The 13,746-nt window shown below is 67.5% G+C and carries 13 protein-coding genes and 1 tRNA gene; 4 read left to right on the top strand and 10 right to left on the bottom strand.

Annotation, left to right across the window (positions count from 1 at the left end; all coding sequences use genetic code 11):
- Positions 1-226 precede the first annotated feature (226 nt).
- Both LGY53_RS33895 and LGY53_RS33890 read left to right on the top strand, forming a co-directional pair.
- Positions 227-799, top strand: coding sequence for a hypothetical protein (locus tag LGY53_RS33895; protein ID WP_225730773.1), 573 nt, complete (start codon positions 227-229; stop codon positions 797-799).
- Positions 800-875: 76 nt separating this feature from the next.
- Positions 876-2,204, top strand: a complete 1,329-nt coding sequence (locus LGY53_RS33890) for a metallophosphoesterase (protein ID WP_225730772.1) — start codon at positions 876-878, stop codon at positions 2,202-2,204.
- A 73-nt stretch (positions 2,205-2,277) separates the two neighbouring features.
- Here LGY53_RS33890 and LGY53_RS33885 read toward each other — a convergent pair.
- A tRNA-Cys gene (locus tag LGY53_RS33885) sits at positions 2,278-2,352 on the bottom strand.
- Positions 2,353-2,488: 136 nt separating this feature from the next.
- Between LGY53_RS33885 and LGY53_RS33880 the strand changes: the two genes are divergently transcribed.
- Positions 2,489-3,043 carry a MarR family winged helix-turn-helix transcriptional regulator gene (locus LGY53_RS33880; protein WP_225730771.1) on the top strand — a complete coding sequence of 185 codons (555 nt, stop codon included), beginning with the start codon at positions 2,489-2,491 and terminating at the stop codon, positions 3,041-3,043.
- Positions 3,044-3,167: 124 nt separating this feature from the next.
- Positions 3,168-4,223 carry an Hsp70 family protein gene (locus LGY53_RS33875; protein ID WP_167472464.1) on the top strand — a complete coding sequence of 352 codons (1,056 nt, stop codon included), beginning with the start codon at positions 3,168-3,170 and terminating at the stop codon, positions 4,221-4,223.
- Between the two features lie 27 nt (positions 4,224-4,250).
- Here LGY53_RS33875 and LGY53_RS33870 read toward each other — a convergent pair whose 3' ends face one another.
- The 9 genes from LGY53_RS33870 to LGY53_RS33830 form a co-directional block, all read right to left on the bottom strand.
- A complete protein-coding gene (locus LGY53_RS33870; RefSeq protein WP_225730770.1) occupies positions 4,251-5,027 on the bottom strand; it encodes an enoyl-CoA hydratase in 777 nt (258 codons plus the stop codon).
- Positions 5,027-5,917 (bottom strand): 3-hydroxyisobutyrate dehydrogenase, encoded by an 891-nt coding sequence (mmsB, locus tag LGY53_RS33865; RefSeq protein WP_225730769.1) that lies wholly within the window; start codon positions 5,915-5,917, stop codon positions 5,027-5,029. Before mmsB ends, LGY53_RS33870 begins: the two co-directional genes overlap by 1 nt.
- Positions 5,914-6,984 carry an enoyl-CoA hydratase/isomerase family protein gene (locus LGY53_RS33860; RefSeq protein ID WP_225730768.1) on the bottom strand — a complete coding sequence of 357 codons (1,071 nt, stop codon included), beginning with the start codon at positions 6,982-6,984 and terminating at the stop codon, positions 5,914-5,916. Before LGY53_RS33860 ends, mmsB begins: the two co-directional genes overlap by 4 nt.
- Entirely contained in the window at positions 6,984-8,123 is a 1,140-nt protein-coding gene (locus tag LGY53_RS33855; RefSeq protein ID WP_225730767.1) for an acyl-CoA dehydrogenase family protein, read from the bottom strand. The genes LGY53_RS33860 and LGY53_RS33855 overlap by 1 nt, the downstream gene beginning before the upstream one ends.
- 3 nt (positions 8,124-8,126) lie before the next feature.
- Positions 8,127-9,626, bottom strand: a complete 1,500-nt coding sequence (locus LGY53_RS33850) for a CoA-acylating methylmalonate-semialdehyde dehydrogenase (RefSeq protein WP_225730766.1) — start codon at positions 9,624-9,626, stop codon at positions 8,127-8,129.
- Between the two features lie 311 nt (positions 9,627-9,937).
- Entirely contained in the window at positions 9,938-10,885 is a 948-nt protein-coding gene (locus LGY53_RS33845) for a hypothetical protein (RefSeq protein WP_225730765.1), read from the bottom strand.
- A gap of 13 nt (positions 10,886-10,898) precedes the next feature.
- Positions 10,899-11,669, bottom strand: a complete 771-nt coding sequence (locus LGY53_RS33840) for a hypothetical protein (protein WP_255664711.1) — start codon at positions 11,667-11,669, stop codon at positions 10,899-10,901.
- Between the two features lie 47 nt (positions 11,670-11,716).
- On the bottom strand, positions 11,717-12,736 hold the full coding sequence (locus tag LGY53_RS33835) for a hypothetical protein (RefSeq protein ID WP_225730763.1): 1,020 nt from the start codon (positions 12,734-12,736) through the stop codon (positions 11,717-11,719).
- A complete protein-coding gene (locus tag LGY53_RS33830) occupies positions 12,733-13,740 on the bottom strand; it encodes a hypothetical protein (RefSeq protein ID WP_225730762.1) in 1,008 nt (335 codons plus the stop codon). Before LGY53_RS33830 ends, LGY53_RS33835 begins: the two co-directional genes overlap by 4 nt.
- Positions 13,741-13,746 lie beyond the last annotated feature (6 nt).

Genomic DNA, 13,746 nt, shown 5'->3' with positions numbered 1-13,746 from the left:
TTTCACGATAAAATTTGCCAATTGTTGACCATGATCTTGGTCGATGGCCTGATCCGCGCGATTCGCGCCGAAATTCGAGGAATGAATCGCTCCGGAATTCGTGCCGACGCTGGGCCGGAGGACAACCCGTTGTCACCGCCGCATTTCCCGCGTGGCGCGCGGAGGCGGCACGTAGCCTGCACACGAGCGGGCTATCGGATTACGGACTCGGACCAAGGATGAGGAGATGAACCATCCGCAGGGCGCGCAGTCGCCCGACGACCCACCGCGGGACCCGGCGCAACCGCAGTACCCGATGTGGCTTCAGCTGCTACCCACTCCCGCCGGACCGCTGAGTTCACGGAAAGCCAAGGCCGGTTTGGTCATCGCGCTGGTCGCGGCGCTGGGCATCGTGGTGGCGGCGGCGATCACCGCGGCCGCGCTGCTCACCGCCGAGGGGAAGGGACCGTTCGCCGCCGACGACAAGCGCATCGAACTGGCCATCCACGATTTCTACAATACGTTGGGCGCGAACGGTTTCCAGGCCGCCGCGGCAAAGGCCTGCGCGGCCGATCGCGCGGATTTCGCCGCGCTGCCCGAACAGCAGCGGCGCCAGTTCGCCGCCGCGAAAGTCGACGTGACCATCGATAGAATCGACAACATCGTGATCACCGGCAACAAGGCGACCGCGCACATCACCGGTAGGTTGACATTGACCATGCCGGGGCAGGAACCCGATACCGACACCGCAACCAACGAGCGCCTCACGAAGGAAGATGGAACGTGGAAGGTCTGTTCCGGACAGTCGAGCAAGAACTGATCCGCGAGCTATGAGCTGCTGCGGACCGTCCCGGCGCACGGTTCTCGGCGCCATCGGCCTCGCGGCAATGCTACCGATGCTGAATACGGGAAGGGGTGGCGCACAGGCGAATCCGCTCTTCGCCACGGACCTCGAGGTGGTCACCATCACCGATACCTCGGTGATCTTCACCTGGACGACCTGCTCCCCCGACGCCGCGGGCCGCCCGCTGCCCGCCGATGCCGACGCCGAGGTGTTGCTCGGCCCCGCCGACGGACTCGGGCCGCTCGTGGAGGTCTATTACGACGCCGCCCCGACCCCGTACCACTACGCCGAAATCGGCGGTCTCGAACCCGGGCGCGCATACCGATTCGAGGCCAGGTCGCGGGGCGTACGCGCGACGCCCGCGCTCAATCTCGTCGCCGGAGCTCCCGGAACACCCGAATCCACTGGGGAATTCACCACTTTGACCCCGCCGCCCGGGCGGCTGCTGCACACCATCGCGCTCAGCAACGACGTGCACTACGGCGAGACGATCAGCGGCATCATCGCGGACGGTCTGCCGCCGGGTTTCAGCCAGGACGTGCCGCCGTATCCGGAGGTGATGCTGGCCGCGCTGCTCGACGACGCGCGCGCCCGTGGTGCCGAAAGGTTGCTTGTCGCAGGCGATCTCACCGCCGAGGCGACACCGGAACAGTCGCGGGCGGTGCGCGCCCGGCTCGATTCCTGGGGCGTGCTCGGCCGCGACTATCTGGTCGCGCGCGGCAATCACGACCGGCCGCACATCGGCGCCGACTACGCGGGCTGCCCCGTATACGCGGGCGACCACCGGGACTGCTGGGGCGAACAATTCCTGCCGCGCCAGGAACTCACCGAACATACGCTCGGCGAATTGCGCATCATCGGTTTGGACACCAGCCAGCTCGACGGCTCCGGCGGCAGCATCGAACGCCCGCAGCTGGATCGGCTCGGCGAAATCCTGCGCGCCGATCCGGACCGCCCCACCCTGGTATTCGGCCATCACCCGGTGACCGCCGAATCCGGTCTCACCAATATCGCCGGCCCCGCCTTCGTACTCGACGGGCCGACCAGCGCCGAACTACAGGGCATGTACGAGCGAGCGCCCGGTGTATTTCTCCAGCACAGCGGCCACACCCACCGCAATCGGCGCACCAGGCCGGATGCGAACTGCGCCGTCGAATTCCTGGAAGTGGCGGCGGTCAAGGAGTATCCGGGCGGCTACTCGCTGCTGCGCGTCTACGAGGGCGGATATCTGGTCAACTTCTACAAGACCCGCAGCCCGGGCGCCCGGCTCTGGAGCACGACCACCCGCGGCGAATATTACGGGTTCTACCCGGATTACACGCTCGGCACCTGCGCCGATCGCAACCACGCCGTAGCGCGGGATTTCTCCGGTCTCGTCTGAAATACGAGCGGCCCCGGACCGGCGGGAGGACATCCATCGGTCCGGGGCCCTGCCCGGCAGCGCACCCGTAAATTGGAGCGAGCGGCGGGAATTGAACCCGCGTAAACGGCTTTGCAGACCGTTGCCTCAACCACTCAGCCACGCCCGCTTGCATCCAATTCGCGACGGAGACGGTGACTTTCGGAATTTCACCGTCGCGTCGTGTGATAGATCTTGCCGAATTCGCCCCGGCGCGCCCATCGTTGCGCTCACCGTGATCCGAAGCAGCGTGCAATGATCGGAATATGTCTCGGCCACGCCCACTTCCGTTGGATCCCATCGCGGAGGCGCATCGTCAGTGGAGCGGCCACGGCTGGGGCGACGTGGCCGACGGCATGGCCGCCGTCACCTCACTCGTGCGTGCCCAGCAAATCGTGATGGCCCGGGTGGACGAGGCCTTGAAACCGACCGGGCTCACCTTCTCCCGGTACGAATTGCTCATGCTGCTGAGCTTCAGCAAAACCGGCGCCCTGCCGATGGCGAAGGCCAGCGCGCGGCTGCAGGTCCATCCGACCAGCGTCACGAACACCGTCGACCGATTGGAGGCGGCCGCACTGGTGCGCCGGGTGCCGCACCCCAGCGACCGCCGCGCTACGCTTATCGAAATCACCGACGCCGGAAGGAAATTGGTGGCACAGGCCACCGAGCGCCTGAATGCCGAGGTGTTCTCGATGCCGGGTCTGCCGCCGGACCGATTGCGGACACTGCTGCAATTGCTCGCGGAGTTCCGGCACGCGGCGGGCGACTTCGACGCGGGCGGCCAGGCGGTCCGCTGGGCCGCCGACCCAGCCGACGGCTAGCGCCGGTACCGGCCGGTCCCCTACGCTATCGAGACGACCAACCGGTAACGGTCCGGCATCCAACTAGCGAATTCCCCGCGCGGTCGCCTTGGCAGCGAAGGGGAAAAGGTCCACCATGGAGTCCATGGTGCTGGTCCTGGGGGTGTCGGCGGGCGCTGGTGGCGCACGCGCGATGCTCACGCATTCCGATCAGCCCCACCTCCCCCCGATCGATCGGTGCCAGGTGCCGCGCCGGGCCGGCGGCGGCGTCGAAGAACCGGTTTTCGAGGCGATCCGCCGAATGAGCGCATCCGCCGAACGCCGCGACGAACTCATCACCTCCACCGCCGTCACCTGCCGCTGCACCCTGCACGCCGAGGCCATCCGGGCGACAGCCGGCCGCACCCGCCTGACCATCGTCGACGAGCCGCTCGCCCAACTGCGCTATCTCCGATTCACCGGTCTACTGCCGGACAGCGGTTCGGTAATCCTCTACGACCTGGGCAGTTCCGGTCTCACCGTGACACACGCCGACTGCCGCACCGACACCGTGCTCGCCGGACGCCGCAGCACGGTACTCGGCGGCGACGGCTATGACGCGCTGCTGCGCTGGCAGCTGGCGCGCGGCGGCGTGCTCACCGACAAGATCACCAGCCGCAGGCACCGCGAGGCGCTCAGCAATGCCAGGGTGGTCACCGCGATGGACACCGTCTCCGGCGGCCGGGCCGTGGTCACCCGCAGCGACCTGGCCGAACTGTGCGCGGCGGGTATTCACCACTCGGCGTCGTTCGTGCGGCAGATCATCGAGGAGTCCGGGGTGCAGCCGGAGGCGATGGTGTTGCTCGGCGGCTGCACCCGCAGCCCGAGCATCCGGGAAGCGCTCGCCGAGCTCGTCGATCTGCCGATGATCTACGACCCGGAACCCGAATACGTTTCGGCGCGCGGCGCGGTGCTGCTGGCGGCCGAGCGCCCGATGGGTGACGTGCGGATGGCCCGGGCCAGAGTCGGCGCCGCGCTGCGCGCACCCGGCCCGATGGACCGGCGCAAGGTGCTCGCGGCCGTCGCGGTGACGCTGGCGCTCGGCGCGACCATCGCGGGATTGCTTGCGATGGACCGCAGTTCGGCGCAACCGGCCGAGACCGGCAGCACGCCGACCCCGGTCCGGATCGCGGGCACGCCGAGCGACACCGTCACCAAATAGTTCCCGTTGTGCCGGAACAGAATTCGCTCAGCGGTTGGTGAACTTCGCCGGACGCTTCTCGACGAAGGCGGACATGCCTTCCTTCTGGTCCTCGATGGCGAACAGCGAATGGAACACCCGCCGCTCGAACCGAAGTCCTTCCGCCAGTGTGGTTTCGAAGGCCCGGTTCACCGACTCCTTGGCAATCATGGTGACCGGCAAGGACATCGACGCGATGGTCTCGGCCACCTCCAGCGCGGTGTCGAGCAATTTGTCGGCGGGCACGATCCGGGAGACCAGCCCGGCGCGCTCGGCCTCATCGGCGTCCATATTGCGGCCGGTCAGCACCAGGTCCATCGCCTTGGCCTTACCGATGGCGCGGGTCAACCGCTGTGAGCCGCCGATGCCCGGAATCACGCCGAGCTTGATCTCCGGCTGACCGAATTTCGCGGTATCGGCGGCGATCAGGATGTCACAGATCATGGCCAGCTCGCAGCCGCCGCCGAGCGCGTAGCCCGCGACAGCGGCGATGGTCGGCTTGCGGAACTGGGCCAGCCGGTCCCAGCGGGCGAAGAAATCGTTCATGAACATGTCCATGTACGACTTGGGCTGCATCTCCTTGATATCGGCGCCCGCGGCGAAGGCCCGCTCCGAGCCGGTGATCACCACGGCGCCGATCTCGTCGTCGTGCTCCAGCTCGTCCAGCGCGGCGATTACGTCGTCGAGGACCTGGGCGTTCAGGGCGTTGAGCGCCTTCGGGCGGTTCAGCGTGATCCAGCCGACCCGGCCTTTGCGCTCCAGCAGAATCGTCTCGAACTCGGTCACTAGGCACCCTCTTGATCGGAACGGTCACGGATATCGGTGACGATAGCGGAGAAGTCCCGGTCGGCATCGGTCTGGTTGAACCGGTTGTAGATCTCCGCCGCGAGCAGGCCGAGTTGGCCGTCGATACCGTTGTCGCGCAACGCGTTTGCCGCCAGTCCGAGATCCTTGTTCATCAGCGCGGTGGCGAAACCCGGGCGGTAGTCGTTGTTGGCCGGACTGGCCGGGACCGGGCCGGGGACCGGACAGTAGCTGGTGAGCGCCCAGCTCTGGCCCGATGCGGTGGAGACGACATCGAAGAAGGACTGATGGCTCAGGCCCAGCTTCTCGCCGAGCACCAGGGCCTCGGACAAGCCGATCATGGAAATGCCGAGCAGCATGTTGTTGCAGATCTTGGCGGCCTGGCCGACGCCGGAACCGCCGCAGTGCACCACCTTGGCGCCCATCACCTCCAGCACCGGCAGCGCCGCGGCGAAATCCGCGGCGCCGCCGCCGACCATGAAGGTCAGCGTGCCCGCCGCCGCACCCGCGACGCCGCCGGAGACCGGTGCGTCGAGGGCGCGATGGCCCGCGCCGATGGCCAGCACCGCGGCGGCCTTGGCGTCGGCGACATCGATGGTGGAGCAGTCGACGAACAGCGTGTCCGGTGCGGCCGCCGGGAGTAGTTCGGCGTAGACGTCGAGCACGAGTTTTCCGTTGGGCAGCATGGTGATCACGAGATCGCGATCGCGCGCCGCCGCGGCGGCCGAATCCACAACGGTCGCACCGTCTTTGCGCGCCTGCTCCTGCGCGGCGGGTACCGGGTCGAATGCGAGCACGTCGTGGCCCGCCTTGATCAGGTTGGCCGCCATCGGCGCGCCCATATGTCCGAGGCCTAGAAAGCCGATCTTCATAACCGAATACCTTCCGGAGCAACCAAACCCAGTTCTTTGTCGCCCAACGCGGCGAAGTACGTGTCCACCTCGGCGTCGGTCACCTCGACCAGGCTGGCCGGGGACCACCGCGGGTTGCGATCCTTGTCCACCACCTGGGCGCGGATACCCTCGACCAGATCGTGCGAGGCGAGCGCGGCGATGGATACCCGGTATTCCTCGTTCAGGACCGACTCCAGATCGGTCAGGCCACGGGCGGCTCGCAGGGAGCGCAGCGTAACCTTCAGCGCCACCGGCGATTTCCCGAGAATATCGGTTGCCGCCTTCGCCGCCTCCGGCGCACCGTCGGCCCGCAGTCGCGCGACGATCTCCGCCACCGAATCGGCCGCGTAGCAGGCGTCGATCCACTGCTGTTGCGCGACCAGCTCGGATTCCGGTGCCGCCGAGGCGAATTTGGCGATGGCGATCTCGGCCGTCTCGGTGCGCAGCGTATCCAGCAGGGCCGGAATGTGTTCCGATGCGACGAAATAGTCGGCGAAACCGGCGGCGATGGCGTCGCCCGCGCCCATCCGCGCGGTGGTGAGCGCGATGTGCGTGCCGAGCTCGCCCGGCGCGCGCGAAAGCAGATAGGTGCCACCGACATCCGGGACGAAGCCGATGCCGACCTCCGGCATGCCGACCTTCGATCGTTCGGTGACGATGCGGTGGCTGCCGTGGCCGGAGAGTCCGACGCCGCCGCCCATCACGATGCCGTCCATCACCGCGACATACGGTTTGGGATAGCGGCCGATGAGCGCGTTGAGGATGTACTCGTCGCGCCAGAAGCGGCCGGTCGGCGAATCCGGGCCGGCGACACCGGATTTCGCGTCGGTGTGGATGGCGACGATATCGCCGCCCGCGCACAGGCCGCGCTCCCCCGCCCCGACGACCGCGACCGTGCGGATCGCTTCGTCGTCGGCCCACTCCCGCAGCGCGTGCGTGATCGCAAGCGCCATCGAATGATTCAGCGCATTGATGGCCTTCGGGCGATTCAGGGTGATGAGCCCGAGCCCATCGCGCCGTTCGATCAGGACTTCCGGTTCGTTCACTACGCCGCTCCTACCACCGAGCGGGCGACTACCACCCGCATGATTTCGTTGGTGCCCTCGAGAATCTGATGCACCCGCAGATCCCGGACGATCTTCTCCAGGCCGTATTCGGCCAGATAGCCGTAGCCGCCGTGCAATTGCAGCGCCTTGTTCGCGACCTCGAAACCCGCGTCGGTCGCGAAACGCTTAGCCATCGCGCACAGCTCGACCTTGTCGGGCGCGTCGGCGTCCAGCGCCGCCGCCGCCCGCCACAGCAGCGTCCTGGCCGCCTCCAATTCGGTTCGCATATCCGCCAATTCGAATTGCAGCGCCTGATTCTTCAACAGCGGTTTGCCGAAGGCGTTGCGCCCGGCCAGATACGGCACCGTCCGGTCGAGCGCCGCCTGTGCGCCGCCGACCGAGCAGGCGGCGATATTCAGCCGCCCGCCGTTGAGGCCGTTCATCGCGATGCGGAAGCCGTCGCCCGGATTGCCGAGCAGGTTGGCGGCGGGCACGCGCGCGTCCTCGAAGATCACCTGGCGGGTCGGCTGTGCGTTCCAGCCCATCTTCTTCTCGTTGGCGCCGTATGAGATTCCGGGCGTATCGGCCGGGACGATGAACGCCGAGATGCCGCGCGAACCGGGCTCGCCGGTGCGCGCCATCACCACGTAGACATCGGTGCTGCCCGCACCCGAGATGAATTGCTTTGCGCCGTTGAAGATGTAGTCGTCACCGTCGCGAACGGCCCTGGTGCTCAGGGCCGCGGCGTCGGAGCCGACGCCGGGTTCGGTGAGCGCGTAGCTGCCTAGCGCGTCCATCGCGGTGAGCCGAGGCAGCCAGCGGTTGCGCTGTCTGTCGTCGCCGTACCGATCGATCATCCACGTCGCCATATTGTGTATCGAGATATAGGCGGCGATGGCCGGGCAGCCGGTGGCCAGCTGCTCGAAGATGCGGACCGCGTCCAGCCTGCGCAGGCCTGAGCCGCCGACATCTTCGCGCACATAGATGCCGCCGAGGCCGAGCGGACCGGCCTTGCGCAGCACGTCTACCGGAAAGTGTTTGCGCTCATCCCATTCCAGCGCGTTCGGGGCGAGGAACTCGTCCGCGAAACCGCGCGCGGTATCGCGGATGGCGCGTTCGTCGTCGTCGAGGGCGAACATTGCTCAGTCCATCGTCGGGATGACGAAGGCATTGCTCTCCTTGCGACCGGAGGGCCAACGTTGCGTCACCGTCTTGGTTTTCGTGTAGAAGCGGATCGAATCCGGACCGTGCTGGTTCAGATCGCCGAAGCCGGAACGCTTCCAGCCGCCGAAGGTGTGGTAGGCGATCGGCACCGGGATCGGCACGTTGATGCCGACCATGCCGACCTGCACCCTGGCCGCGAAATCGCGGGCGGTATCGCCGTCGCGGGTGAAAATCGCCACGCCGTTGCCGTATTCGTGCTCGTTGGCCAGGCGCAGCCCCTCCTCGTAGGTCGCGGCGCGGACCACGCTGAGCACGGGGCCGAAGATCTCGTCCCGGTAGATCCGCATATCGGGGGTGACCCTGTCGAAAAGCGTTGCGCCGACGAAGTATCCGTTCTCGCCGCCGTCGACGGTCAGGCCGCGGCCGTCCACCACCAGCTCGGCGCCCTCATCAACGCCGAGCTGGACGTAGGAGTTCACCCGGTCGACGCCGTCCCGGCCCACCAGCGGGCCGAAATCGGCGCCCGGATCGTCGGAGCGGCCGATGTTCAGCTTGTGCACGCGTTCGGTCAGCTTGGCCACCAGGCGATCCGCGGTCTCCTCGCCGACCGGGACCGCCACCGAAATGGCCATGCACCGCTCGCCGGCGGAACCGTAACCGGCGCCGATCAATTGGTCGGCGACATCGTCGAGGTCGGCGTCCGGCATGACGATGGCGTGGTTCTTCGCGCCGCCGAAACACTGGGCGCGCTTGCCGTTCGCGGTCGCGGTCTCGTAGATGTACTGGGCGATCGGCGTCGAGCCGACGAAGCCGACGGCCTTGACCCGCGAATCGTGCAGCAGCGCGTCGACGGCCGTCTTATCGCCGTTGACCACGTTGAAGACGCCCGCGGGCAGCCCGGCCTCGAGAAACAGCTCGGCCAGCCGCAGCGGCACCGAGGGATCGCGCTCGGAAGGCTTGAGCACGAACGCGTTTCCGCATGCCAGCGCCGGACCCGCCTTCCACAGCGGGATCATCGCCGGGAAGTTGAACGGGGTGATGCCCGCGACGACGCCGAGCGGCTGACGCATCGAGTACACGTCGATGCCGGTGCCCGCGCTCTCGGTGTACTCGCCCTTGAGCAGATGCGGGATACCGGCGGCGAACTCCACCACCTCCAGCCCACGCTGGATATCGCCCTTGGCGTCCGCGATGGTCTTGCCGTGCTCCGAAGACAGCAGCGCCGCAAGGGAATCCATCTCATCCTGCACCAGCGTCAGGAACTTCATCAGCACCCTGGCCCGCTTCTGCGGATTGAACGCGGCCCACACCTGCTGCGCCGCTTCGGCATTCGCGACCGCCGCCGCCACCTCGTCCGCACTCGCCAGCGGCACCCTGGCCTGCACCTGGCCGATATTGGGGTCGAAGACATCCCCGAAGTCGCCGGAGGTCCCCGGTACATGCTGTCCACCGATGAAGTGGGTGAGTTCGCGAACCATGCCAGTCCTTTCCTGGGTATCTACGGAGATCCTATAGTTGGATGTCCTAGTAAATAGGGATTGTGATCCATCCCACGACTGCCATGTTGCGAGTGATCGGCAGGTTCAGATGAGTGGTTAAGCCGCTACGACGAACCCGCGTGGGAACAGCGTCATCCGGGGTGGGAACCGGAATCGCCCAGACTAACGCATCCCGCGCCTACCTCGGCGATCCAGTCGTCGTAGCGACGCAACCAATCGCTCGGCGCACCGACACCTCCGAACCTGGCCTGCCGAGCCGAAGCACCGCGCACCAATCGGTCCAGGCCGGACTACTCCTCTGGTCCGAGTTCGACGACCGTTCCCGGGTGCGCGAGGGATGCGACGGTGATCCGGCCGCCCTTGGCCTGTTCGATGAGCTGACCCTGCCAGGCGACGAAGCATGAGGCGATTTCGCTGTTGTACGCACGGTTCAGCACCGGGGCCAGCACCTTGGCGAGATCGCCCTCGGCGGCGATGAGCTGGTCGCGGTACGGGCCGTAGTACGGCAGAATGGCTTGCAGGACAACGGCTTCCACGCCCTGCACCTTGGCGATGATCGGGTCCAGCACCGGCTGGTACCGCGCGATGACGGGTGCGATCTCCGCGAGCACCGGGCCTGCCAATTGCAGAATCGGTTGGTACACCGAGCCCAGTGCGAATGCTTCCGAGGAGAATGGACCTGCCAGCGGGGCCAGGCCGATGAGCGAGGCCAGCCCACCCTGCTGTTTCGGGGCGGGCCAGCCGAGCGGGCACGGCGGCTGGGTGTTGGCGGGGGTGGCGGCGAATGGCCCCGTGGCCAGCGGCACCGAAGTGTTCGGCCCGGATGCGCCAGGTGAGGTATTCAGCGGGACAGCGTTATTCGGTGCGCCCGGTGATGTGCCCAGCGGCACCGCGTTGCTCGGCGCACCGGGCGAGGTCCCCAGCGGCACAGCGCTACTCGGGACACCGGAACCGGGTGCGATCGCCACCGCGGCGGGTGCGCCGTGCGGGGCCGCAGGGGCGGGCGCAGCGGGAACGGGTTTCGGTTGACTGGGCGGTGCGGCCGGAACCTGTTGGGCCGGAGCGGCGTTCGCGGACACATCGGCGGCCCGCTCCTGCGTGACCACCACGGTGGCGACCTGATCGCCATGGCGGACGGTCAGCGCGGTGACCGCTACGGCACTGCCGACGACGGTGAGCGCGGCCACCGCACGGATGGCCGCGGCCAGCGCCGGGCGCCGGGTGGTGCTGGAAGTCATCGGACCGTACTCCTTAATTCGTCGGTGGCACAGACTGTTTCGGGGCAGGCGCGGCGGGTTCGAAGATGCCCTCCAGATGCCAGACGCCGGTGAATCCGTTGAACGGTCCGCCGACGATCAGGCTGGTCCACTGCAGGGTGAAGCGCCGGGATCCGGGGTCGTAGCTGCCGGTGGCGGAGGGTCCTTGGGCGGCATCGGATTTCGGCTTGTCGAACCACTGCTGCGCGACCCAGTCCCAGACCTTCTGCACCTGTTCGGCGCCCGCCACCTGGGCGGCCTGTTTCTCCGGCGGTTTGGGCGCGCCCTGATTGAATTCCTGGTCGTTCCAGGACGCCGCCCAGGACGAGAGGTCGGCGGTGAGCTTGCCGTTGTCGTTCACCACGGTCGGTGGCGGCACCCGCCGCTGAGTCTGCGGATCGGTCGGATTGGTGGAGATCCCGAACTCGACGGCGAAGAACTTGGTGGGTTTGGTTATCGAGGCCGAAAGCGAATTACCCTGGACGAAGCCGGGTTTGGGTTCGCTCTGATACCCGCCGACGCGCAGGCCGCCCGCGGTGCCCGGTTCGAGCAACGTCGTCGCGCCGCCCTGCGCGGGCGAGTCACCGTTGGGCATGTACGGACCGTGCTCCGGTGTGCCACCCGGCTGCACCATCCGGAACCAGGTGCCGCTCACCGTATCTCCGGATACGGCACCCGGCGTGAACCGCAGCAGTCCGATCAACTGTTCCGGCCCGGAGGGCGCGGATGTATCTTTCGAGCACCCGGTCACCAACAAACCCACCATAAGAAGAACACCGCATATCGCCCGCCGAACACCACCGGCTCTGCCGCTCACTGTGATTCACCTCCGCGTACGATCCGGCGCGGCCTGATTCCCGCGGTCGCGAGCACAAGGACGAGCGCGCCCGGAATCAGGTAGAACCAACCGATGCCGCGAAAGGCCTTGAACCCCAGCGATTTTGTCGAATCATTCAGCGCGACAATGGCATCGAAATTGTCGACGTTGTCGTTCATCGCACCGATCAGCGCCGCGAAGCGGGAAGTCATCGGCTGCCAGTCGGATTCGAGTGCGGTGATGCCCGCTAGCTCGGCATCGGGGTGGGCGGTGCGGACAGCGGCGGTGAACCTGCTGTTCAGCTCGCCGTCGGCCGCGACCAGGGTGACGAAGTAGCCCTGGACCTTGCGCACCTCCGACTGGGTGAGGATCGACCGGAACCCATCGATCAGCGGTTGCGCGGCGGGTGCGGCCGGGAAGAGCCGACCGGCGAACGGCACCGCGATCAGGATGAGCGCACCGAATACGGCCACCGCCCGCCATACCGTGGTCCGCCGACCGGCACCCGCACGCCGCAAACCCAGGATTCCCGCACCGGCGATGACCAGACCCGGCAGCGCGAGCAGCCAGGGCAGTGAGCCGAAAGGTGCTGTCGCCGAAAGTTTTTCATAGTTCGCCCGATTGGCGTCAATCGTATCGATCATCGCGGACATATCGGAATCGATCGCCGGATACTCCCGGACGAAGGTATCGATTCGCTCGTAGTGCCCTGGCACCTGATCGCGCGCTTGCAGCGCAAGGACATTCGTGCGCGCGTCGGCCAGCACCCGCAGGTCGGCACGATAACCGTCGACGCTCGGCTGCGTCACATACGGCCGGAACGCATCGATCATGGCCTCGCCCCTGACCGCGCGGGGGAACATCGCGGTCACGATCGGCGTCACCACCAGCAGCGCGCCCAGCACGATGAGCACGAGAAAGGGCCAGCGCGTACCTGCCCGCGCGGGTGCGCGCTCGACGCTCGACACATAGTCGGCGTATGCGGGAAGCCCGGATGCCGACGGCGGGGCCGTCATTCGCGATTCCGGCCGACGAGCCGGTCGGCGTTGAAGAAGACGCCCGCCGCCACCACCGCGACGATGAGCAGCACCGGCACCAACCACACCGGCGGGCCGTCTTCGCGCGGCACCGAGATCGTCTTGGTCGCCAACACCGGATCGGCCTGTTTGGGCTGGTTCACCGCTTGGGCCAGCAGCGGCACGGCCTGCGCCGGAGCCGGACCGGGCACATCAGCCGCGGGCGCGGCCGGACCAGCAGCCGCCGGACCAGCAGGCGCCCCGGGCGCGGCCGGACCAGCCGGAGCCGCAGGCGGATTCGCGATGGGCTGTGCCGCGGGCGCGGCCTGCGCGCCCCGATACTGCCCGGCCAGATGCCACAGCCCGGTGAAGTTGTTGAACGGGCCGCCGACGATCTGGCTCGTCCACTCGATGACGAAATTCCCCGCGCCATCGATGGTTCCGCCGAGCCTGCTGGTCTTGCCTGGCAGTCCGCCGCCGGGTTTCGGGGAGCCCTGGTTGAACACCTGGTTGTTCCAGGTGACGCCGAGGCTGCTCAGGTCGCCGGACAGCTGCCCGCCGTCGCTGAACAGCTGCGGCAGCCCGGTCGCCGCGCCGGTCTGCGGGTCGGTGGGGTTGGTCGCGGTGGCGAAGTCGACACCGTAGAACCGGACCGGCGTCGTCACCCGACCGGATTGCGCATTGCCCGCGGCGTCGAAGGCGGCCGCGGGTTGCGGCTGATATTCGCCGCTGACCAGGCCGCCGTCGGTGCCCGCCGCCAGCGGTGTCACCGTCTGGTCGCCGCAGCGGGAGTCGCTGTTCTGCAGGTAGGGCCCGTTCGCGTCGCCGGTCGGCAGAATCATCCGGAAGAAACTTCCGGTCACCACGCCGTTTCCGCAAACGCCTGGCGCGAGCGCGAACAGGCCGTTGAGCGGGGTGGGTTCGGCATGTGCGAGCGGTGCGGACAGACCGGCGATGCCGAGCGCGGCGCACGCGGCCACCAGCCGAAAGGAGATTCGCCCCATGGTGAT

Source organism: Nocardia sp. JCM 34519.1, assembly GCF_020361265.1.
In the GTDB taxonomy this organism is placed as follows: Bacteria; Actinomycetota; Actinomycetes; order Mycobacteriales; family Mycobacteriaceae; genus Nocardia; species Nocardia arthritidis_A.
This window is presented reverse-complemented; position numbering and strand designations above follow the sequence as displayed.

What these genes read in the sequence shown, in the direction of transcription:
- LGY53_RS33850 (WP_225730766.1), bottom strand. Translation starts at nt 9,626, where the DNA reads ATGGTTCGCGAACTCACCCACTTCATCGGTGGACAGCATGTACCGGGG.
- mmsB (WP_225730769.1), bottom strand. Translation starts at nt 5,917, where the DNA reads ATGAAGATCGGCTTTCTAGGCCTCGGACATATGGGCGCGCCGATGGCG.
- LGY53_RS33890 (WP_225730772.1), top strand. Translation starts at nt 876, where the DNA reads ATGCTGAATACGGGAAGGGGTGGCGCACAGGCGAATCCGCTCTTCGCC.
- LGY53_RS33840 (WP_255664711.1), bottom strand. Translation starts at nt 11,669, where the DNA reads ATGGTGGGTTTGTTGGTGACCGGGTGCTCGAAAGATACATCCGCGCCC.
- LGY53_RS33835 (WP_225730763.1), bottom strand. Translation starts at nt 12,736, where the DNA reads ATGACGGCCCCGCCGTCGGCATCCGGGCTTCCCGCATACGCCGACTAT.
- LGY53_RS33830 (WP_225730762.1), bottom strand. Translation starts at nt 13,740, where the DNA reads ATGGGGCGAATCTCCTTTCGGCTGGTGGCCGCGTGCGCCGCGCTCGGC.
- LGY53_RS33855 (WP_225730767.1), bottom strand. Translation starts at nt 8,123, where the DNA reads ATGTTCGCCCTCGACGACGACGAACGCGCCATCCGCGATACCGCGCGC.
- LGY53_RS33880 (WP_225730771.1), top strand. Translation starts at nt 2,489, where the DNA reads ATGTCTCGGCCACGCCCACTTCCGTTGGATCCCATCGCGGAGGCGCAT.
- LGY53_RS33895 (WP_225730773.1), top strand. Translation starts at nt 227, where the DNA reads ATGAACCATCCGCAGGGCGCGCAGTCGCCCGACGACCCACCGCGGGAC.
- LGY53_RS33845 (WP_225730765.1), bottom strand. Translation starts at nt 10,885, where the DNA reads ATGACTTCCAGCACCACCCGGCGCCCGGCGCTGGCCGCGGCCATCCGT.
- LGY53_RS33875 (WP_167472464.1), top strand. Translation starts at nt 3,168, where the DNA reads ATGGTGCTGGTCCTGGGGGTGTCGGCGGGCGCTGGTGGCGCACGCGCG.